The sequence below is a fragment of the Halorarius litoreus genome, assembly GCF_024362405.1.
GTDB classification, from domain to species: Archaea; Halobacteriota; Halobacteria; order Halobacteriales; family Haloarculaceae; genus Halorarius; species Halorarius litoreus.
Genome location: NZ_CP101454.1, coordinates 968,269 through 988,518, shown reverse-complemented (window position 1 = coordinate 988,518; position 20,250 = coordinate 968,269). Strand labels below are relative to the sequence as shown.

The 20,250-nt window shown below is 66.3% G+C and carries 16 protein-coding genes; 9 read left to right on the top strand and 7 right to left on the bottom strand.

All coding sequences use genetic code 11. The features are described from left to right. Nucleotides 1-84: 84 nt before the first annotated feature. From NL126_RS04905 to NL126_RS04885, 5 genes are all read left to right on the top strand, one after another. The gene (locus NL126_RS04905) at nucleotides 85-756 is read left to right on the top strand and encodes an isochorismatase family protein (protein WP_255197801.1); all 672 of its coding nucleotides are present in this window, start codon (nucleotides 85-87) and stop codon (nucleotides 754-756) included. Continuing rightward, entirely contained in the window at nucleotides 753-2,153 is a 1,401-nt protein-coding gene (locus NL126_RS04900; protein WP_255197800.1) for a dihydroorotase, read from the top strand. Before NL126_RS04905 ends, NL126_RS04900 begins: the two co-directional genes overlap by 4 nt. Before the next feature lie 423 nt (nucleotides 2,154-2,576). Beyond that, nucleotides 2,577-3,359: an IclR family transcriptional regulator gene (locus NL126_RS04895; RefSeq protein ID WP_255197799.1), complete on the top strand. Its 783-nt coding sequence runs from the start codon at nucleotides 2,577-2,579 to the stop codon at nucleotides 3,357-3,359. 104 nt (nucleotides 3,360-3,463) lie between these two features. Next, nucleotides 3,464-4,294, top strand: a complete 831-nt coding sequence (locus NL126_RS04890) for a DUF3891 family protein (protein ID WP_255197798.1) — start codon at nucleotides 3,464-3,466, stop codon at nucleotides 4,292-4,294. A gap of 20 nt (nucleotides 4,295-4,314) precedes the next feature. Next, nucleotides 4,315-4,533 carry a hypothetical protein gene (locus NL126_RS04885; protein ID WP_255197797.1) on the top strand — a complete coding sequence of 73 codons (219 nt, stop codon included), beginning with the start codon at nucleotides 4,315-4,317 and terminating at the stop codon, nucleotides 4,531-4,533. Nucleotides 4,534-4,822: 289 nt separating this feature from the next. Here the strand turns inward: NL126_RS04885 and NL126_RS04880 are convergent, their stop codons facing one another. Genes NL126_RS04880 through NL126_RS04870 form a run of 3 tightly spaced genes read right to left on the bottom strand, consistent with a single transcriptional unit; the run spans nucleotide 4,823 to nucleotide 9,651 of the window. Continuing rightward, nucleotides 4,823-6,499: a thiamine pyrophosphate-binding protein gene (locus tag NL126_RS04880; RefSeq protein ID WP_255197796.1), complete on the bottom strand. Its 1,677-nt coding sequence runs from the start codon at nucleotides 6,497-6,499 to the stop codon at nucleotides 4,823-4,825. Between the two features lie 43 nt (nucleotides 6,500-6,542). Beyond that, entirely contained in the window at nucleotides 6,543-8,537 is a 1,995-nt protein-coding gene (locus NL126_RS04875) for a TRAP transporter permease (protein ID WP_255197795.1), read from the bottom strand. Between the two features lie 10 nt (nucleotides 8,538-8,547). Continuing rightward, nucleotides 8,548-9,651 (bottom strand): TAXI family TRAP transporter solute-binding subunit, encoded by a 1,104-nt coding sequence (locus tag NL126_RS04870; RefSeq protein ID WP_255197794.1) that lies wholly within the window; start codon nucleotides 9,649-9,651, stop codon nucleotides 8,548-8,550. A gap of 193 nt (nucleotides 9,652-9,844) precedes the next feature. Here NL126_RS04870 and NL126_RS04865 point away from each other — a divergent pair, with 193 nt between their 5' ends. Together NL126_RS04865 and NL126_RS04860 are read left to right on the top strand one after the other, a co-directional pair. Next, nucleotides 9,845-11,401 carry a long-chain-fatty-acid--CoA ligase gene (locus NL126_RS04865; RefSeq protein ID WP_255197793.1) on the top strand — a complete coding sequence of 519 codons (1,557 nt, stop codon included), beginning with the start codon at nucleotides 9,845-9,847 and terminating at the stop codon, nucleotides 11,399-11,401. Nucleotides 11,402-11,499: 98 nt separating this feature from the next. Further along, the gene (locus tag NL126_RS04860; protein WP_255197792.1) at nucleotides 11,500-12,690 is read left to right on the top strand and encodes an acyl-CoA dehydrogenase family protein; all 1,191 of its coding nucleotides are present in this window, start codon (nucleotides 11,500-11,502) and stop codon (nucleotides 12,688-12,690) included. A 49-nt stretch (nucleotides 12,691-12,739) separates the two neighbouring features. Here the strand turns inward: NL126_RS04860 and NL126_RS04855 are convergent, their stop codons facing one another. Further along, nucleotides 12,740-13,876 carry a thiolase family protein gene (locus NL126_RS04855; RefSeq protein WP_255197791.1) on the bottom strand — a complete coding sequence of 379 codons (1,137 nt, stop codon included), beginning with the start codon at nucleotides 13,874-13,876 and terminating at the stop codon, nucleotides 12,740-12,742. A 5-nt stretch (nucleotides 13,877-13,881) separates the two neighbouring features. Further along, nucleotides 13,882-15,045 (bottom strand): acyl-CoA dehydrogenase family protein, encoded by a 1,164-nt coding sequence (locus tag NL126_RS04850; RefSeq protein WP_255197790.1) that lies wholly within the window; start codon nucleotides 15,043-15,045, stop codon nucleotides 13,882-13,884. 236 nt (nucleotides 15,046-15,281) lie between these two features. Here NL126_RS04850 and NL126_RS04845 point away from each other — a divergent pair, with 236 nt between their 5' ends. Next, the gene (locus tag NL126_RS04845; RefSeq protein ID WP_255197789.1) at nucleotides 15,282-16,073 is read left to right on the top strand and encodes an IclR family transcriptional regulator; all 792 of its coding nucleotides are present in this window, start codon (nucleotides 15,282-15,284) and stop codon (nucleotides 16,071-16,073) included. A gap of 352 nt (nucleotides 16,074-16,425) precedes the next feature. Here NL126_RS04845 and NL126_RS04840 read toward each other — a convergent pair whose 3' ends face one another. Further along, a complete protein-coding gene (locus tag NL126_RS04840) occupies nucleotides 16,426-18,369 on the bottom strand; it encodes an archaea-specific SMC-related protein (RefSeq protein WP_255197788.1) in 1,944 nt (647 codons plus the stop codon). 61 nt (nucleotides 18,370-18,430) lie between these two features. Beyond that, entirely contained in the window at nucleotides 18,431-19,054 is a 624-nt protein-coding gene (gene rdfA, locus NL126_RS04835) for a rod-determining factor RdfA (RefSeq protein WP_255197787.1), read from the bottom strand. Nucleotides 19,055-20,063: 1,009 nt separating this feature from the next. Between rdfA and NL126_RS04830 the strand changes: the two genes are divergently transcribed. Continuing rightward, nucleotides 20,064-20,198, top strand: coding sequence for a DUF7503 family protein (locus NL126_RS04830; RefSeq protein WP_255197786.1), 135 nt, complete (start codon nucleotides 20,064-20,066; stop codon nucleotides 20,196-20,198). Nucleotides 20,199-20,250 lie beyond the last annotated feature (52 nt).

Below are 20,250 nucleotides of genomic sequence, written 5' to 3'. Positions count from 1 at the left end.
GGTTGTAAACGTATCGCACGGGTGGGGTGGACGGCACGAAATTTTATACTGACTCCCATCCGAGTTCGGTTGTGATTATCACACATGACTGAGCGAATCTGGGAGGACCTGCTCTCCGAGCAGGACAAGCAGGTCATCACGAAAGCCGGCTACGACAAGGAGGGTGCCTCCTCGTGGGAGTCGCGTGGACTCGGCGAGAACCCGATGGTACTGGTCATCGACATGCAGCAGCTCATCGTCGGCGAGGACGAGCCCATCCTCGATGCGGTCGAGACCTATCGAACGGCGATGGGCGAAATCGCGTGGCGGGCCATCGACCACATGGCACCGTTCCTCGACTTCGCCCGCGAGAACGACATCCCCATCACCTACACGCGGGTGGTCCCGTCGAGCTACGACGACCCCGAGCATCCCGACTTGGCCATCGTCGACCCGGTCGCCCCCGAGGCGGACGACACGGTTATCGACAAGTCGTACGCGAGCGCGTTCTACGGGACGGACCTCGTCTCGCGGCTCATCCGCGCGGACATCGACACCATCGTCATCGTCGGCAACTCGACGAGCGGCTGTGTCCGCGCGACCGCCGTCGACGCCCAGTCGAACGGGTTCAACGTCGTCCTCCCGCAGGAGTGCATCTTCGACCGCATCGAGGCCTCGCACAAGATCGGCCTGCTCGACCTCTGGATGAAGTACGCCGAGGTGCTGGAGGTCGAGGAAGTGAAGACGTATCTCGACGAGATGGGGGCGTTAGAATGAGCCACGACCTCGTCATCCAGAACGGGACGGTCGTCTCGGTGGAGAACGGCACGTTCGAGGCGGACGTGGCCGCGGACGACGGCGTCATCTCGGCCATCGCGCGCCCCGGCTCGCTCGACGGCGACGACGTCATCGACGCCTCGGGCAAGTACGTCCTCCCGGGCGCCATCGACCCGCACACGCACCACGGCATCTATCGCGGCCTCGACGAGGACGCCGAGACCGAGTCGCGCTCGGACCTCGTCGGCGGCGTGACGACCATCGGGAACTACTTCCGGCGGGGTGACTCCTACGAGGACGTCATGCCGGGCTACTTCGAGGAGGCGGAGCCCAACTACTACCACGACTACTTCTTCTCGCTCGGCCTGCTCTCGTTCGAGCACATCGAGGAGATCCCGTACCTCGTGAACGAACTCGGCATCACGACGTTCAAGTGGTACATGAACTACAAGTACGCCGCCTCGGAGAAGTTCGGCGTCGACTGCGACATGCTCGACGATTACGGCGACGCGTTCATCCAGAAGCTCGTCGACCAGGACGTGCCGACGACGCTCGGCTACCACTCCGAGAACGTCGAAATCACGAACGGGCTGGCCGGCGGCAACGTCTACGTCACCTCCGAGAGCGACGACACCGAGGCCGACCCCGACGAGGGGTACGAGGTGATGGTCGAGGAGTTCCCCGGCTACGCCGAGACCCAGAGCATGGTCGCGGGCGCGTCGCTTGCGAAGGTCCACGGCTACGACGACAGCTTCTACGCCGTCCACATCTCCTCGGCGACGACCGCCGACGAACTCGCGTCGCTCCGGGCGGCTGGCTACAACCACTGGGGCGAGACCTGCCCGCACTACCTCTGTCTGACGACCGAGGAGTGCGACGAGCGGATGAAGGTCAATCCGCCCGTGCGCTCACAGCACGACCAGGACGTGCTCTGGGAGCGGCTCGCCGACGGCACCATCTCGTGTATCGGCACCGACCACTGTGCCAACGTCTCGGAGACGAAGTTCGGCGAGGGCATCCGTGACAGCGCGCTCGGCTTCCCGAGCACGCCCGTGATGCTCCCGCTGATTCTCTCGGAGGGTGTCAACGAGGGGAAAATCTCGCTCGAACGCGCGGTCGCGGTCACGTCGACGAACACGGCGCAGGCGTGGAACCTCTACCCCAAGAAGGGGACGATTCGCGTGGGGAGCGACGCGGACCTGCTCGTCGTCGACCTCGACGAGACGAAGACCGTCACCCCCGAACTCCTGCAGGGAGCGGCGGACTACTCCCCGTACGACGGCCGCGAGGTCACCGGCTGGCCGACGCACACGATCGTCCGGGGCCAGCTCGCCTACGAAGCGGGCGAGGTCGTCGGCGAGAAAGGGTTCGGCACGCACATCGACCGCCCCATCTGAGTCGCGTCCGTCTTTTCTGTGCGGGTACCGGGTCGTCGTTTCGGGGCGCCGACCGTCGTATCAATTCCCGTGAATGACGACCCTCGACACCCTCGTCTCACGAGGCCGTCGCAAGCGGCGTGTCTCCCGTCCCGTCTACCGCCCGTTCACTCCGCAAGTGACAGCAAATCGTTCGTTCCGCGACGCGGGATCTTATATATGAGTCATCGGTTTTCCGGGCTGAATCTCGAGACAACGAGCCGGGTTTGCCGCGTTCTCGGCTGAAACCGCCCCTCGGGTTTGCCTCGTTCCTCCCTGCAGAACGGCCGGAATCCTGCAAAACAGCCGTGGCTGCGACCGTACGGGGTCCACGAGGGCGTCGGCTCGATTTGGCGCCGTTCTTCATTCCGGAACATTCATTGCTGTTGAGTGGTGTTCTCTAACATGGGTTCCACAAACGCCTCGGCCGGCACGGTCAAATCGGCCGTCACGCTGCTCACGGTCGTCGAGGGGCTCCGTGAGCTCGACGGCGCGCGTGTCACTGAACTGGCCGACCACCTCGACATCGGGAAGAGCACGGTCCACCGGCATCTCTCGACGCTGGAGGCGCACGAGTACGTGGTGAAGGAGGGCGACGAGTACCATCTGGGGCTCCGGCTCCTCGGCCTCGGCGAGTACGTCCGCGAGCGGAGCCCGGTCTACGCGATGGCTCGCCCCATCGTCGACCAGCTCGCCGAGGAGACCGAGGAGCGCGCGCTGTTCATGACCGAGGAGCACGGCCGCGCCATCTACCTCTACCGCGGGGTGGGCGCGCACGCCGTCCGCACGAACTCCACGACGGGCACCCGGCGCTACCTCCACACCATCGCCGGAGGCAAGGCGATGCTCGCGCACCTCCCCGAGGAGCGCGTCGACGCCATCATCGACCGGTGGGGGCTCCCGGCGGAGACGGAGAATACCGTCACCGATCGCGAGGCACTCGCGGCCGAGCTCGAACGGATTCGCGAGCGTGGCGTGGCGTTCAACCGTGAGGAGTGTATCCAGGGACTGCAGGCGGTCGCCGCGCCCGTGCTCGGCCCCGACGGCTCGGTCGTCGGCGCGCTCAGCGTCTCCGGGCCGACCCACCGCATGAAAGGCGAGTGGCTGGAGGAGGAGATTCCCGACCTCCTGCTCGGCTCGGCGAACGAACTCGAACTCAATCTGGAGTACGCCCCGACCCGCCTCTAGTCGCTCTTTCTCTCGTGCTTCCGGCTCTTCCGACTCGCTCGGCACAAGAGCCAAGCGGTCGCCAGTCGAGGGGAGCGTATGATCGCGAACACGGGTGTCGGCGGATGTTAGTCGCGGCCCGCGAGGACGACTACCGCATCGTCGCACAGAACGAACACGCTACGATGGCCGGGCGGTTCGCCGACCACTGGGGCGGTGACGAACTCGATGCTCCCCAACCGACCGCCGCGATGCGGGCGGCGGGCTACACCCACGACAACGGCTGGTGGACGTGGGACCTCTACCCGCATCTCGCTGACGGCGCGCCCATCAACCTCTTCGAGGTGCCAACCGCGAGCTGGGAGGCGTTCTACGAGCGGGGTATCGAGACGGCCGTCGAACTCGACCCGTACGTCGGGCTGCTCGTCTCGATGCACGGAGCGGGCGTCCGCCGCCAGCGGTACGGCACCGCCCCGTCGATGCCCGACCGGAGCGACGAGTACGCGGGGTTCGTCGGCCGCGAAGAGGCCCGACAGCGGCGACTCGCCGCCGACCTCCAAGGAGGACGATACGGCGAGTACGTCACCGACGAGGTCGTCGCGATGCTCGAAACCCTCCACGAGACCGGCAGCTTCGACGGCGACACGCCGCTGTGGCGGAGCTACTGTCTGCTCCAGCTGTGGGACCGACTCGCGCTCCACTGCTGTCTCTACCCCGAGTTGGAGCCGACGACGCTCGGTCCCGTCCCCGCGACGACGGGGTGGACCGACCTCGACGTGTCGGTCGTCGACGACACCAGTCTCGCGCTCGACCCGTACCCGTTCGACGTCGACCCGTTCGTCGTCCCGGTCCGCGAGCGCACGATCCCGAACCGCGAGTACACCGACGCCGCGGACCTCCGGACGGCCTACTACGAGGCCGACCTGGTAACGACTGACTACACGTTCCAGAGATAACAGACATACGTGTGTTATTTTTGGGGGTCGCAGCGCCGCGAGTCGTCCTCGACGAGCGCGGCGACACCGGCCACCACATCTCCTGTCACCTCTCGCTCGACGAGATGCGCGAGCGCGAGTCGCTCATCCAGGTGGACACGAGCGACCCCCGGTCCACCGACTCGGACTGGCCCGCGATATCGCTCCCGGGATCTGACGTAATTATTTGTACTACATTTGCTGATAGACGAGAGGTGTAACCGTGTCTGCCTGCCGGGAGTTCACGAATCGTAGTGGGCTATCTACACTGGAAAATCAATGGATATGGGCGTGTATCGAGGGCGTCTCACGTCGGTTGATCCTATTTCCGAAATATTGTCTGTTATGTGCACTTTTGTGCGAAGATATTAATGTATAGGCAAGAAAATATGGGCTTGGTGTCTTTTCCTCGGATTACAAATCGATTACTCACTCCTCAATCCAATTTTGTAATTCGATGGGTTCCAGGGCGGTATCAATCCGTAACTTGAATACAACGTGTTCTATCAATCAGTCCCGGACCAGCACGTCGAGTACGCTCGGCCCGTCGGCGTCGAGCGCTCGGTCGAGCGCCGCCGCGAGGTCGCCCTCGCGCTCGACCTGTGTGGCGGTCGCGCCGTGTGCCCGGGCCGACCCGGCGATGTCCACCGGCGGGTCGAAGTCCGTGCCGAGGAATGCGTAGTCGGCCTCGTCGCCACCCTCAAGCGCCAGCATATTGTCCTTCAGGATGCGGTAGTTGCGGTTGTCCGAGACGACGACCGTGAGATCGAGGTCGTACCGCGCGGCGGTGTAGAGGGCGTGCGGGTAGTAGAGATACGAGCCGTCGCCGACGAAGCCGACGACGTCACGGGGGTCGTCGCGAAGCGACTCCGCGAGCGCCGCGCCGACGCTCGCGGGCAGACCGTAGCCCAACCCCCCACCCTTGTTCGAGAGGAACTGCTGGGGGGTGAGCGGCCACCGCTGGAGCAGCGCGTACTTCGAGGTGACGCCCTCGTCGACGAGGAACGCGTCGGGCGCCGCCTCCCGAAGCGCCTCGACCAGCCGGCCCTTCGAGGGCAGGTCGTCGGGGTCGCCCGTCGGCGGCTCGACGTGCGCGTCCGCTCGCCGCTTGCGGACGCGAGCGAGTCGGCGCTCGCGCCGTGTCTCCGGTATCTCGGCTGCGACACAGTTCGCGAGCTCCGAGAGGCTCGCCGCGAGGTTGCCGTAGACGACGGCGTCGACGCGCTCGTTCTTCCCGAGTTGCCACGAATCGACGCCGACGTGGACGCAGGTCGTGGAGGCGTCGACCAGCGGCTGCTCTCTGCGGGTCAGCGTGGTGTTCGTCGAACAGCCGACGAGCACCAGCGTGTCCGCGTCGAGCACCTCACGGGCGGGGGCCTCGCTGGACGGGACGAACGACACCCACTGGTCGTGGTCACCCGGGAAGCTGACTTCGGCGGAGAGGATCTCGCCGTGGACTCGGGCGCCCGAGGCCTCGGCGAGGTCGACTGCTGCCTCGATAGCGGCGAGGCCGGCCCGCGCGACGTGGTCGCCGACGACGATAGCGAGGTCGTCGGCTTCGGCGATGCAGTCGGCCGCGTGGACGACCTGTTCGGGAGCGGCGCATCCCGGCTTCGGGATGGGCCCGAGTCGTTCCGGACCGCGGTCGGCAGCGGACTGCATCACGTCGAGCGGGAGCGCGAGGAACACCGGCCCGGTCGGCGGTGTGAGCGCGGTCCGGAACGCCCGGCGGAGCATCGTCGGGAGCGCCCGGACGTCGAGCACCTCGTCGCTCCACTTCGTGAACGGGGCGGCCATCTCGACGAGGTCACCCGAGAGGATTGGCTCCTCGTGACGGAAGTCGCGGCTGTGGTTGCCGGCCGTGACGACCAGCGGTGCGCCCGCCACCATCGCGCCGTAGAGGTTGCCGAGCCCGTGCGCGAGGCCGGGCGTGACGTGGAGATTGGCGACGCCCACCGGATTCACGTCGGGGTCGTCGTCCGCGTGATAGCGGCGGGTGCTCGCGTAGCCGGCGGCGGCACCGACCGCCACGTCCTCGTGGAGGCCGAGCACGTACGAGAGGTCGCTGTCCTCCAGCGCGTGCATCAGGGGGAGCTCGGTCGTCCCGGGGTTGCCGAAGACGTGCTGTACGCCGTAGCGTTCGAGGGCGTCGACGAACACGTCGGCGCCGGTGTAGGTGTCGGTCATGGTCGTGATGAGGAACGAGAGCAGAAAACGTGCGTCGAGGGGGTTACTCCTTCGCCGGCGTCACGGCGGCCGGCAGGCGGTCGAAGTGCGCCAGCCCCAGCCCCGCGAGCGCGAGCGTCGCGGCTCCGACCTGCACCGCGGTCATCGGCGCGTAGAGCGCCACGACCGAGAGGCCGAGGTACGCCCCCCGGTGTGGCAGCCCGAGGTCGTGTCGCCCGTCGTAGCCGGTGGTCGACGCGACGAGCGCGACGACGCCGACGAAGACGATACCCGCGTGGAGCAGCGTCGACGGGAACGACCAGAAGATGAGACTCGGATTCGAGATGAACGCGAACGGGATGAAGAAGCCGGGCGCACCGATGCGCAGGGCCTGCATCCCCGTCTGCAGGAAGTCGGCGTCCGCGATGCGTGCCCCGACCGCGACCGCCACCGCGACCGGTGGCGTGATGGCCGAGAGCATCGCGAAGTAGAAGACGAACAGGTGGGCCGTTATCTCGGGCACGCCGACCTGGATGATACCGGGCGCGACGAGGATGACCACGAGGATGTAGGCCGCGGGCGTCGGCATCCCCAGTCCGAACAGGATGCTGAGCACCATCGCCATCAGGAGGACGGCGATGAGCACGCCGCCCGCGAGCCCCACCATCCGGATCGAGATCTTCTGTGCCAGCCCGGTCTGCGTGAGCATGCTGATGATGATGCCCATCGCGGCCAGCACGCCGACGAGCGGTGCCATGTCGACCGCGCCGTCGCGGAACCCACGGAGCGTCTGGGCCGTCGTGTCGACCAGCGTCCCGACCGAGGGGCCGTCGACGGCGAGGTTCCGCACGTACATCGTCCCGACCATCGTGAGCGCGGTGTAGAGGCCGGCGGAGAGCGGCGTGAGCCGCAGGACCACGAGCGTGTAGACGAGTACCCCCAGCGGGATGGCGAAGTGCGCGCCACCACGGAGGATACTTCGGTCGAACTCGCCGGTCTTCTCGGTCGTCCAGCCGAACTTGAGGACGACGAACTGGACCGCGATACCGACGCTGAAGTAGAACAAGAGCGCCGGGAGCAGGCCGGCCTGGATGATGCGGACGTAGGGCACCTGCAGGATGTCGGCCATGATGAACGCGGCGACGCCCATCACCGGTGGCATCATCTGCCCGCCGGAGGAGGCGACGCTCTCGATAGCCGCCGCGAAGTCCTCGCGGACGCCCTGTCGCTTCATCATCGGGATGGTGAAGCTGCCGGTGGTCGCGGTGTTGGCGGCGGCGCTCCCGGTGATGGAGCCCATCGCCATGCTCGAGATGACCGCGACCTGCACGACGCCCGAGCGGAGCTTGTTGCCCAGCTCGGTCCCCACGTCGAGGATGTAGTCGAGCGCGCCGAACGTCTTGGCCATCCCGGCGAACATGATGAAGATGGCCACCCACGTCGTCCCGACGCCGAGGATGAAGCCGTAGGTGCCGCTGAGGCCGATGGCGCCGAAGCGGGCGACGTCCTGCCACGACATGCCGGTGTGCCCGAGGAAGCCGGGGAGCCACGGGCCGGCCATCGCGTAGGCGACGGCTGCGATGACCACCGAGGTGATGGCCATCCCGTAGGCGCGTCTGGTCGCGTCCGAGACGAGGAGTACGATGAGCGCGCCGACGACGAAGTCGGCCTGCGAGTAGCCGAGGACGGGCGCGTCGAACTGGAGCCGCTGGAAGTTCAGTTCGACGTAGGCGGCGACACCCACGGCCAGCACGGCCGAGAGTAGCGTGACGTAGCCGTCGTACGGGCCGACGACGGACTGGATGCGGCCCGTGAGACTGCCGTCGTACTCGATGTCGCGGTCGCGGTAGGCCTCGAGGTCGTCGGTGCCGAAGACGTGTTTCTTCGTCTCGTAGAGGTAGAACAGGGCCACACCGGCGCCGAGGAAGATGTTCGAGTGTCGGACCCGGACGAACGGCCGGTCGAACGCGTAGAACAGCATGTACGCGGTCAGGCCGACGCCGATGACGGTGATGAGACTCGTCAGCGCGCGTTCCCGGGTGACGGTGGGGGTCTCCATCGCAGCGGGGTCACTCCTCGCCGCGGGTGAACTCGTCCGACCAGAGGCCCTGCTCCTGATAGAAGTCGGCGGCCGCCGGGTGGAACGGGACGTCGTCGTAGGCGTTCTTGGTCCAGAACTCGCCGTCGGCCAGCGTGTTCAGCAGGCCGTGGTACTCGCCGAGGTCGTCGCGCTGCTCCCACATCGTCGAGAGCAGGTTGTAGACGGCGTCGTAGCTGAAGTCGTTCCGGACGACGAAGTTGTACGCGAGCGACGGCATCGTCACCGGGTCGGGCGTGTAGGCGTAGTTCTCGAGGTCGCCGGTGTCGACTTCGGTCAGGAGCAGTCCGGGGTTCTCCTCCATCTTCGCGACCGTCTCGTCGGACCAGCCGAGCATCCGGAGGTCCGTCGTCCCCTTCATCTCCTGGAGCCAGCCGGGCTCGATGGAGAAGTTGACCAGCGTGGCGGCGCCGACGTCGAGGCGACCCTCGCTCATTGCGCTGCCCTGCCCGCCGTAGTCGATGCTGACGCGCTCGTAGTCCTCCGTGGAGTAGTTGAGCGCCGTCTCCAGCATCTCCGCGGTCCCGGAGCCACGGGGCGTCGGCGAGACGCGGCTGCCGGACTCGATGTCGGCGGCCGTCTCCCAGCCGTCGTTGGCCGTCGCGAGGAACCAGCCGAGGTCGTACAGGTGGAACACCTGGTTCGGCGTGAAGGAGAGATCGCCGAACGGCTTCTCGCCGGCGTTGATCTTCGCGGCGGTCCAGTTCTGGATGTACGCGATCTGGACCTCGCCGCGGTCGAGTCGCCCGATGTTCGCGTTCGTCCCCTCGCTGGGGCGCGCGTCGAGACGCACCTCCTCGCTGTTCTCGTTGACGACCGCCGCGATGCCCTGGCTCATCGCGTACGCCGCCGTCGTCTCCGTCGACGTCGTCATGACCATGTCCGTCGGGCCGGAGCTGCCACCGCTGCTCCCGCCGCTGGACTGCCCCGAACTCCCGCCGTCGCTGCCATCGCTGCCGTCGCCGCCGTCCCCGCTCTGGCCCGTACAGCCCGCGAGCCCAGCGATGCCGGCCGCACCGGCGGCACTCAGGAACGCGCGACGCTTGACACTGCTACGTGAAGAACTCTGTCGCATTCTGCCTCCACGTTGTGAACACCACGATTAATAGTTTCTGGTAGACGCCCATATTTTCGCAACATTGTTGCAGACCAGTAACAAGAACGCTAACAGTGTATAGTTCGACGTACCGACCGGTGACCCGGTCGGTGTCGTGGATGTCGGAGTGCGAACGCTTTTATCCGCGTTCTTCATTTCCCCGGACGACTGCATGACGAACCTCGTGACCGAGGTCGCCGACGCCGTGACAGCCCACCCCACGGAAGCGGCGATCGTGTACGGCGGATCGACGACCACCTACGAGACGTTCTGGGAGCGGACCGGCCGGTTCGCGGCGGCCCTCGCCGACCGCGGCGTCGAGCCCGGCGACCGCGTCGCCATCTACCTCCCGAACCTCCCGCAGTTCGTGACTGCGTTCTACGGAACCCTTCGAGCGGGCGGCATCGTCGTCCCGATGAACCCCCAGTACAAGGCCCGCGAGATCAGCCACCTGCTCTCGGACTCTGGGGCGACGGCCGTCGTGACGCTGGCGGAGAACGCCGCCGCCGTCGACTCGGTGCGCGAGGAGACCGACGTGGAACACGTCGTGAGCGTCGGCGGTGCCGCCGACGGGGCGACTGACTTCGAGTCGTTCCTCGCCGACGAGACGCTCCCGATCGTCGACCGCGCGGACGACGACGTGGCGGTCCAGCCGTACACCTCGGGGACGACGGGGACGCCGAAGGGCGTGCTCCTCTCGCATCACAACCTCGCGTGGACGAGCCGGACGAACGCCGAACTGCTCGACGGCGGACTCGGCCCCGACGATGGGCTCGTCGGGACGCTCCCGCTGTTCCACATCTACGGGATGTCGGTCGTGATGAACGCCGCACTCGTCAACGGCGCGGCCTACTACCCGGTGACCGAGTGGGACGCCGCCGAGGTGATGACGGCCATCGACGAGGACGAACTCACCGTGATGTACGGCGTCCCCGCGATGTTCAACGACATGATCAACCAGCCCGACGCCGACTCGTACGACCTCGGGTCGCTCCGGTTCGTCAACTCCGGCGGCGCCTCCCTTCCCATCGAGGTGCTCGAACGGTTCGAGGCGCTGTTCGACGCCGAGCTGTACGAGGGGTACGGCCTCACCGAGACGAGCCCGACGACCCACGCGAACAAGCCCGGCGCCCGTCGCCCCGGAAGCATCGGCAAGCCGCTCGACGGCGTCGACGCGAAGATCGTCGCCCCCGACTTCACCGAGCAGCCGCGCGTCGAGCGCGGTCCCGTCGGCGACGAGACGGACCTCGACGACGTCATCGGCGAACTCGTCGTCGCCGGCCCGAACGTGATGCAGGGGTACTACGGGCTGCCGGAGGCGAACGAGTCTGCGTTCACCGAGGCCGACGGGGCGCGGTGGTTCCACACCGGCGACCTCGGCTACTGGGACGAGGGCGACTACTTCTACGTCGTCGACCGCGACAAGCACATGATCGTGACCGGCGGCTACAACGTCTATCCCCGTGAAATCGAGGAGCTGCTGTACGAGCACCCGGACATCGCGGAGGCCGCGGTCGTCGGCGTCCCCGACGAGCGCCGCGGGGAGACGGTGAAGGCGTTCGTCGTTCCCGTCCCGGATGCGGAGCTCACCGGCGAGGCGGTCACGGAGTACTGTCTGGACGCGCTTGCCGCGTACAAACACCCCCGCGAGGTCGCCATCGTCGACGAGCTCCCCCGGACGACGACCGGCAAGGTCCAGAAGTTCGAACTGGAGTCGGCCTCGGAGTAACCGCACCCGTACCCGGTCGCAGTCGTTCGGTCGTGGGTCGTCTCGGCAGATTCAGGGGGCATCGGTAGCTACTTGCCAGCGTAGTCGCACCTCGGAGTATGGCGTTCAAGCTTAGCGACGAGCATCGCGCGATCCGGCAAGCCGTCCGCGAGTTCGCGGAAGCCGAGATCGTGCCGGTCGCACAGGAACACGACGAACAGGGCGCGTACCCCGAAGACATCCGCCGGAAGGCGGCGGAGTTCGACTTCGTCGCGCCGAACATCCCCGTCGAGTACGGCGGCGCGGGGATGGACAAGCTTTCGACGGTCATCGTCACCGAGGAGCTATGGCGCGCGGACGGCGGCATCGGCTCCGCCGTCGGCTCGGCAGGGTTCGGGACGGACATGATCATCGAGTTCGGCGACGAGTGGATGAAAGAGGAGTGGCTCCCGAAGATCGCAGCCGGCGAGACCGCCTCCGCCAGCGCCATCTCGGAGCCCGCACACGGCTCGAACGTCGCGGGCATCGAGACGACTGCCGAGAAGGACACCGCCGAGCAGAGCTCGGCGAGCCCTGAGTCGCCGGAGGCGACTCAGGACGGTGACGAGTACGTTCTCAGTGGGAACAAGATGTGGATCACCAACGGGACGGTCGCCGACGTCGCGGTCGTGATGGCGAAGACGAGCCCCGACGAGGGGCACCGCGGCATCACCGCGTTCCTCGTCCCCACGGAACTCGACGGCTGGAAGCCGACGAAGATCGACAACAAGCTCGGCATTCGCGCCTCGGACCTCGCCGAGATCGTCCTCGACGACGTGCGCGTCCCCGAGGAGAACGTCATCGGTGAGGTCGACCGTGGCTTCTACCAGCTGATGGAGTTCTTCGCCTCCGGGCGGACGAACGTCGCCTCGCAGGCCGTCGGCGCCGCACAGGGGGCACTCGACGCCGCCGTCGACTACGCGGGCGAGCGCGAGCAGTTCGACCAGCAGATCGGCGAGTTCCAGGCCATCCAGCACAAGCTCGCGGAGATGGCGACGGACGTCGAGGCGGCTCGCTCGCTGACGTACCGTGCGGCCGCCGCGGTCGAAGAGGGCGACCAGTCGCTCGCGGCGCGGTTCTCCAGCATGGCGAAGCTGTTCGCCTCCGAGCACGCTGTCGACGTGGCCGACGAGTCCATCCAGGTCCACGGTGGGGCCGGCTACGTCACGGACCACCCCGCCGAGCGCTACTACCGCGACGCTCGCATCACGAAGATCTACGAGGGGACCTCGGAGATCCAGAAGAACATCATCGCCGACCAGCTGCTGTAGGCGGGCGACACCGTCGTTTCGCGTCGAACCGAGAGGAGGAGCGGCGGCGCTACGGCAGGGCGAACTCGATGGCTGCGCCCTGGCCGTAGCCGACACACTCGGTGGCGAGCCCGAGCTGGGCGTCGCGGCGGTGCATCTCGTGGATGAGCGTGACGGGCAGGCGTGCCCCCGACGCACCGAGCGGGTGGCCGATAGCGATGGCGCCACCGTTGACGTTGAACACGTCGTCGTCGAAGCCGAGCTCCTGCTGGCAGTAGAGCGTCTGGGAGGCGAACGCCTCGTTGAGTTCGACGAGGTCGTAGTCGCTGGCCGTCGTGCCCGCGCGCTCGAACAGCCCTTCACAGGCGGGGATGGGGCCGATGCCCATGACCTCGGGGTCGACGCCCGCGACGTTGTGGTGGCCGATTTCGGCCAGCACGTCGAGGCCGTGCTCCTCGGCGAACGACCGGGAGGTGATCATGAGGCCCGCGGCCCCGTCCGAAATCTGCGAGGCGTTCGCGGCGGTGACGGTCCCGTCCTCCTGGAACGCGGGCGGGAGTCCGGCGATGGACTCGGCGGTCGTGCCCGGGCGCAGCCCTTCATCCTCGGTGACGGGCCCATCAGGGGTCTCGATGGGGACGATCTCGTCGTCGAACTTCCCGGCCTCCGTGGCGGCGACCGCACGCTGCTGGGAGCGGGCGCCGTAGGAGTCCTGCTGTTCGCGCGAGATGTCGTACCGCTCGGCGACGGCCTCGGCGGTCGACCCCATCTGGAGGTCGTCGGGGTCCCACGCCGCCGCAATCCCCGGATAGTTGCCGATGCCGTACTTCCGGGAGACGCGGGTCATCTGCTCGACACCCCCAGCGATGATGCAGTCGCGCTGGCCGGCGCGAATCGCATCAGAGGCAGAGATGATGGCCTCCGCCGACGAAGCACAGAGTCGGTCGATGGTCACGCCGGGGACCGACTCGCCCAGTTCGGAGAGGAGCGCGATGACGCGGGCGATGTTGTTGCCCTGTTCGCCCTCCTGCTGGGCACAGCCCCAGCGGACGTCGTCCACGTCCGCGCCGGTGAGCCCCGTCTGGTCGAGCATCTCGTTCACCAGCGGCACCGAGAGGTCCTCGCTCCGGACCCCGGAGAACACGCCGCCCTCCTTGCCCTGGGCTGTGCGAACCGCCGAGACGACGACTGGCTGTTGCAGTTCCATCGTCATCACTCAAAGGCGGGAATCCCGGTGAGGTCGTGGCCGAGGATGAGCGAGTGGATGTCGTGGGTGCCCTCGTAGGTGTAGACAGTCTCCAGATTGGCCATGTGGCGCATCGGCGAGTAATCGGCGGTGATGCCGTTGCCGCCCAGCATCTCGCGGGCGACACGCGACTGGTCGCGAGCCATCCGGACGTTGTTGCGCTTGGCCATCGACACCTGCTCCGGGCGAAGCTCACCGCGCTCTTTCAGCTCGGCGAGTCGATGGGCCAGCAACTGCGCGTTCGTGATCTGGGTGGCCATCTCGGCGAGTTTCTCCTGTTGAATCTGGAAGGAGCCGATGGGCTTGCCGAACTGCTCGCGGTCGGTCGCGTACTCGCGCGCCGTCTCGAACGAGTCCTGCGCCGCGCCGATGGCGCCCCAGGCGATGCCGTAGCGCGCCTGCGTCAAACAGGAGAGCGGGCCCTTCATGCCCGTGACGCCGGGCAGGACGTTCTCCTCGGGGACGTGGACGTTGGTGAGTTCGATCTGGCCCGTAATCGAGGCGCGCAGCGAGAGCTTCTCCTCGATTTTGGGGGTCGCGACTCCGTCGCGGTCGGTCTCGACGATGAACCCGCGGACTGGGGTGTCGTCAGCGGAGCGGTCCCGTGCCCAGACCACCGCGAGGTCGGCGAGTGGCGAGTTCGTAATCCAGGTCTTCGTGCCGTTCAGCACGTAGCCGTCGCCATCGCTCTCGGCGTAGGTCTCCATGGCGGTCGGGTTCGACCCGTGGTTCGGCTCCGTTAGGCCGAAACAGCCGACGGCCTTCCCTTCGCCCATGTCCTCCAACCAGGCGTCCTTCTGCTCGTCGGAACCGTACGCGTGAATCGGGTACATCGCCAGTGCTCCCTGGACCGATGCCATCGACCGCAGGCCCGAGTCGCCGGCTTCGAGTTCCTGCATCAGCAGGCCGTAGGCCGTCTCGCTCAGGCCGGGCAGGCCGTAGCCCTCCAGGTTGGGGGCGTAGAACCCCAGCTCGCCCATCTCTTCGATGAGTTCGGTCGGGAACGTCCCCTCGATCCAGTGGTCGCCGATGTCCGGTCGGATCTTGTCGTCGACGAACTCCCGGGCCGTGTCACGGACCATTCGCTCCTCCTCGGTCAGGTCTCTCTCGAGACCCACGTAGTCGAGCATACACCGATGCCTTGGGAGCGGCGGTATTAATGGTTCGGAACGTGTCCGCAGTTGCCACGGTCCGTGGCCGGGGTCTCGAACCTGCGGTGACCGACCTACGGGTCGGCCTGACTCCACCCGCTACCCGGTCGCGCGGTACCCTCGCACTGCCACATATAAACGGACCGGCTACTGCCGGAGTGCCGTTTCTTCATAGTGAAATTTATCACGAATGAGACGAACGACTCGATACGCCAATGCCGACGCGTAACACACCCGATGACGGGGCCGATGGGGGCACACAGCGGCTCAAGAGTCTCGAGAACACGTTCGCTATCGTTACGGAGCTGCAGGCACGAGAGTCCGCGGGCGTGACGGAACTGGCTCGGGCGACCGGGCTCTCGAAGAGCTCGGTGTACAAGCACCTCGCGACGCTCGCATCCGGGGATTTCGTCTCCAAGGAGGGCGACGAGTATCGGCTCGGACTCCGGTTCCTCGACATCGGTGCCCACGTCCGCTCTCGACGCGACGGCGCTCGCGTCATTCGCGCGAAGCTGCGCGAGATCGCTGAGGAGACCGAGGAGACCGCGCAGTTCAGCACGATGGAGCACGGCCGCGCGGTGGTCCTGTTCCGGGATACGGGGCGTCGCGGCGTCCTCACGAAGGGGCGGGTCGGCAAGCGGTTCTACCTCCACCATACCGCCGGTGGGAAGTCGATACTCGCGCAGCTCCCCGACGAGCGTGTCCACGACATCATCGAGACCAACGGGCTCCCGGCGGCGACGCCGAACACTATCACTGACCCGGAGGAACTGTTCGACGAACTCGAGACGATTCGCGAACGCGGGTTCGCCTACAACTACGAGGAGAGCACCGACGGACTCCGGGCCGTGGGCGTGCCGCTTCGCGGTCCCGACAGAGAGGTCCTCGGCGCGTTCGCGGTCGCCGCTCCGACCCACCGGATGCGGGGCGACCGGCTCGAACGCGAGATCCCCGACCTCGTCCAGAGCGTCGTGAACGAACTCGAGCTGAACCTCGCCCACTCGTAGCGACTGTTCGCTATCGCGAGACTCGACGTTCTCAACCACTACTCTTCGAGTCTACGGCCTCTAACTCACGATACTCTGTGAACTGAGAGGGGATGTGCGAGCGATTCCAGAGCGGTCGGATCGGCATTTACTCCGATAATCGGCTCTGCGAGGTGCTGCTACGGGACAATTTTGAAACGAATCTCATCTGCGTTCTCGTGTTTCCCGATAGTTCATAGATGTTCGTAACGCCGACACGGGTTGGGCAGGGTCTGTGGCGTTGCCGTCACCTGCTTTGGGGGGACTACGGCGGATTCGACCGCTCCTGTGATAACAATAGTAGTCGTGTTATCGAAACCGCCTCGCCGTCGACTTAAATCTCGGTGACGCGCTCGTACTCGTCCGGAAGCGCGGCGGCGTCTTCGGGGAGGAGGGCGACCAGGAGGTAGTCGGTGTAGTCGGTGAGATACTCGACGAGCGTCGCGATGCGCTCGGAGTCAATGGCCTCGAGCGAGTCGAGCAGCATGAACGGGAGCGTCTCGTACACCTCGTGTGCGAGGTAGCCCGCCAGTGCGAACACGAGTCCCGTCACCTCGCGTTCGCTCTCCGAGAGGTGGTCGACCGTGTCCTCGTACGCCGCACCGGACTCCGTCGTGCGGACGACGTGGAGCTCGAACACGCCCTTCGTCACCTTGCGCCGGCCCTCGCGGACCTCGCGTTCGACCCGCTCGAGCCAGATGCGGTCGAGGTTGGCGTAGTCGAGCAGTTCGAGGACGGTGTCCATGTGCTCGTTGAACTCCTCGACGGCGCCCTGTTCGATGCGCTCGATCTTCGTCCGGAGGGTCTCGATCTCGGTGGTCACCTCGTCGCGCTGTGCCTCGACGTCGGCTTCGGTCTCGATGCGGGCTTCGAGGTCGGTGATCTCGCTCTCGACGCGCTCGAGGTCCGTCTCCAGCCGGCCGAGCTCGTACTCGAGCTGGTTCGCCTCCTTGTGGAGGTCGAGCACCGCGCTGTGGTCCTCGTCTTCGAGCGCCTCGACGTCGGCCTCGACCGCTTCGATCTCCTCGGTCAGCGCCTCCCGGCGCTCCTGCAGCGACTCGATGCGGGCCTCGCTGTCCTCGATCTCGTCGTCGATGTCGGCCAGCCGCCGCTCGATGCGGTCACGCTCCCGCTGCGACTGTTCGAGGTCGCGCTTTTCGCTCGTCAGGTCGTTGATCTCGGTGTCCAGCGCGTTCACCTCGCTCACCGTCTCCTGGCTGAGCTCGCGGAGCCGGCCCACGGTCGACTCGATCTGGTCCCGCTCGACTTCGCTCCCGCAGGTCCAGCAAGTCACCTCGTCGTCGTCGAGGAGCTGGTCGGTGAGCGCGCCCCCCTCCCCGTCGGAGAGCCCGGCGAACACGCCCGAGCCGGTGTCCTCGAGTAGCTCTTCGTTGAACCCGATGACGCTCTGGAGTTCGCTCACCTCCGTCTCGAGCCGCTGTTTCTGCTCGCGGAGCTGTCGCAGCTCCGACTCCACCTCCTCCAGTTCACCCATCGGCGTCTCGGGTAGCTCCTCGGCCTCGGCTTCGAGTTCGCGGCGCTCGCCTTTCAGCGCGTCGAGACTCTCGCGCTCGGTCTCGAGGTCGTAGCGGACGTCGTCGAGCGCCGACCGCTTCGAGCGGAGCCGCTCGAGCTCCGATTCGAGCTCGGACTTCTCGGCCTGTTGCTCTTCGACGTCCGCGTCGGCAGCCTCGAGCTCCTCCTCTTTGGCCTCCAGTTCGGCCTTCTTCTCCTCGATATCCTCCTCGAGACGGGTCCGCTTCGACTCGAGCTCCGGCAGCTCACCTTTCAGCTCGTCGATCTCGTCGAGTTCGCGTTCGAGCCGCTCGCGTTCGCTGACGAGTCGGTCGATCTCGGCGTGGATCTCGTCGGTGTCGATCGGCCGCATGATGAGCTCGCGGAGGTCGCCGCTGGTGGCGACTGCGCGTCGCGCCTCGTTCGACTCCAGGAGGAACGCGAACAGGTCCGCGAGTTCGGCGTCCTCGAGGTACGGCGTCCCGTCGGTCACGACGCTCCCCTGTCGGCGCTGGAGGCGCCGGGTGTACGTCTCGTCGCCGAGCGTGAGTTCGACCTCGGCCTCGTCGGCGTCGCCCTTGATGCTCACGTTCTTGCTGCCGAGCGCCGCCATCACCGCCTGCAGGAACGATGTACGGTTGGTGGCGTTGCGGCCGACGAGTATCGTGACGCCTGGCGAGAAGGTGACGGTCGAGGCTTCGATCCCACCGACGTTTTCGACGGTGACCTCTGCCTCGGCGTGTGCTGACTCTGGTACGCTCATAAATCCGTTTGGTGTTCGTGACGGCATAACTCTTTCTTACGCGGGTGAGCTTGCCCTCGGGTTACGGCTCCGACTCGGGCTGGCAGTCACAGTGGCCGCGGTCGAGCAGTTCGTCGATTTCGTACTGGCCACCGCAGTCGGCACAGAGCACGCGAACCTCCACGAACGTCTGGGGGTCGCCGATTTCTAGGTGGCCGGCGTCCCGGAGCTGGTCGATCTTGCTCTCGACCACCACGGCCGTGCGTCCCCGGAGACGCCCGATGTTCTCGGCTTCGACGACCGTGCGTTCGCGGTCGTCGGTCGCGTACTCCGCGCCCCGGTACTCCTTGAGATACGTCCGGATGGCCTGGTAGGTGAGGAAGTCGCTGCGGAGCCCTTCGACGTCGACGCCTTCGCGTTCGAGCCGGCGCTCGGTCCGCGTCCGGTCCGCCCCGCTCACGTCGCCGGTCAGCAGTCGATAGACGTTGTCGACCTCGCCGTCCAGCGGCTGGAGCCCCACCTCGGCCATAGCCGTCGCGAGCAGCTGTTTGTTGAAGTAGTCGGCGAGTGCCCGGAGGCTCATCCGGTCGTCGCCCTCCGCGGTCCATCGGCGTTCGAGCTCGTCGCCGAGCGAGCCGAGCCCGTACTCGTCGAGCAGTCGGACGACCTTCGGTCGGCGTCCCGACGACTCTCCTGTATCGCTCATACGGCGAATCCGGCACGGAGGGTGATAGGTCTTGTTCCGGCGTGCCTGGTCGGCCCCGACGGAGACGAACGCCCGTTCGACGGTGTGGGTTGCGTCAAAATAGATGTAAATATTTGTATTTTCTGTTCCTGTCATCTGGTCGTCGCGCGTATGCCCACAGGGACGACGCCCAAGCTCGGTAGCCGCATCGCCAACACTGGGTGGGTGACGCTGAGTGCTCGGTCACCGGTGCACGTTCTCGTCCGTCGGAGAGTGGCAGGCCCCTCATCGCAACCAGGTCCACGGGGTCGTTTGGACAGCCGTTCCCGGCTTTGGGCAGTGGTTTTCCCCAGTGCGGACTGTACTCGACTGCTCAATCAGTACCGACGACCGGCCGCGTGGGAAGGCTGCGATCGACGCGCTGTCGGATCGGTGCGGTGCTGCGTCCGGCAGTTGTCCAGTCGGTTGGCGGTGTCTCGAAGCTCCCTCTATCGGGTTCTGTGGGAGGTGTCCCACCACGCCAATTTTTACAATTATTTTCGCAAGACACCTGCGGTTTCAGTGGGGGATCGTGGTCGCCGACCGGCCCACCTCACGAGCGATCTTGGTCTAGCTCCTCGGCACGGCAGAGCCTGGTCGTGTCCCGGCGTTGCTGCCGGACGGCGTGTCGCGTGAGACGAGAGTAGACGTGGGCCCACACGGTGACCCCAGTAACTCGACGGACACCACCGACGGAGGGTCGGCGATACCGCCTCTGTGTGGGCTGACGCGACGGCCTGCGAATACCACCGCGAGTACGCGCTGGGTGCTGGGGTCCCGTCGCTGCGCACCCCCGCGCACGACCATAATCTGCCGCAACTAATCGTGATAGCTTATGTACTCGAGGTGTATCCGACGACAAACTGTGCCCGAATCGGAAACTTCTCGGAACGCATACATCCCTCCCGCAGTCTGCTGATAAACCCCTGATTATATTTAAGGTGAACTATCAGCGGGATTAATCTATTCACCCCCTGAGGCGGCGGTTGTTATGTCCGACGACAACGCGTTCCGGAACTACCTGGCTGAGAACCCGAAGATGACTGGCGTCCTGTTCACGATCCTGCTCCTGCTGACGCAGGCAGGGAGTGTGGCAGCGGGAAGCGCGTCTACTGCCGGCCCATAGTTGAATCGAGTAGTAGCCGGGCTGGAACAACCGTCCGCAGCTTGAGACATCG

Coding starts and splice junctions, on each gene's coding strand:
- NL126_RS04905 (WP_255197801.1), top strand. CDS start 85: ATGACTGAGCGAATCTGGGAGGACCTGCTCTCCGAGCAGGACAAGCAG.
- NL126_RS04900 (WP_255197800.1), top strand. CDS start 753: ATGAGCCACGACCTCGTCATCCAGAACGGGACGGTCGTCTCGGTGGAG.
- NL126_RS04895 (WP_255197799.1), top strand. CDS start 2,577: ATGGGTTCCACAAACGCCTCGGCCGGCACGGTCAAATCGGCCGTCACG.
- NL126_RS04890 (WP_255197798.1), top strand. CDS start 3,464: ATGTTAGTCGCGGCCCGCGAGGACGACTACCGCATCGTCGCACAGAAC.
- NL126_RS04880 (WP_255197796.1), bottom strand. CDS start 6,499: ATGACCGACACCTACACCGGCGCCGACGTGTTCGTCGACGCCCTCGAA.
- NL126_RS04875 (WP_255197795.1), bottom strand. CDS start 8,537: ATGGAGACCCCCACCGTCACCCGGGAACGCGCGCTGACGAGTCTCATC.
- NL126_RS04870 (WP_255197794.1), bottom strand. CDS start 9,651: ATGCGACAGAGTTCTTCACGTAGCAGTGTCAAGCGTCGCGCGTTCCTG.
- NL126_RS04865 (WP_255197793.1), top strand. CDS start 9,845: ATGACGAACCTCGTGACCGAGGTCGCCGACGCCGTGACAGCCCACCCC.
- NL126_RS04860 (WP_255197792.1), top strand. CDS start 11,500: ATGGCGTTCAAGCTTAGCGACGAGCATCGCGCGATCCGGCAAGCCGTC.
- NL126_RS04855 (WP_255197791.1), bottom strand. CDS start 13,876: ATGGAACTGCAACAGCCAGTCGTCGTCTCGGCGGTTCGCACAGCCCAG.
- NL126_RS04850 (WP_255197790.1), bottom strand. CDS start 15,045: ATGCTCGACTACGTGGGTCTCGAGAGAGACCTGACCGAGGAGGAGCGA.
- NL126_RS04845 (WP_255197789.1), top strand. CDS start 15,282: ATGCCGACGCGTAACACACCCGATGACGGGGCCGATGGGGGCACACAG.
- NL126_RS04840 (WP_255197788.1), bottom strand. CDS start 18,369: ATGAGCGTACCAGAGTCAGCACACGCCGAGGCAGAGGTCACCGTCGAA.
- rdfA (WP_255197787.1), bottom strand. CDS start 19,054: ATGAGCGATACAGGAGAGTCGTCGGGACGCCGACCGAAGGTCGTCCGA.
- NL126_RS04830 (WP_255197786.1), top strand. CDS start 20,064: ATGTCCGACGACAACGCGTTCCGGAACTACCTGGCTGAGAACCCGAAG.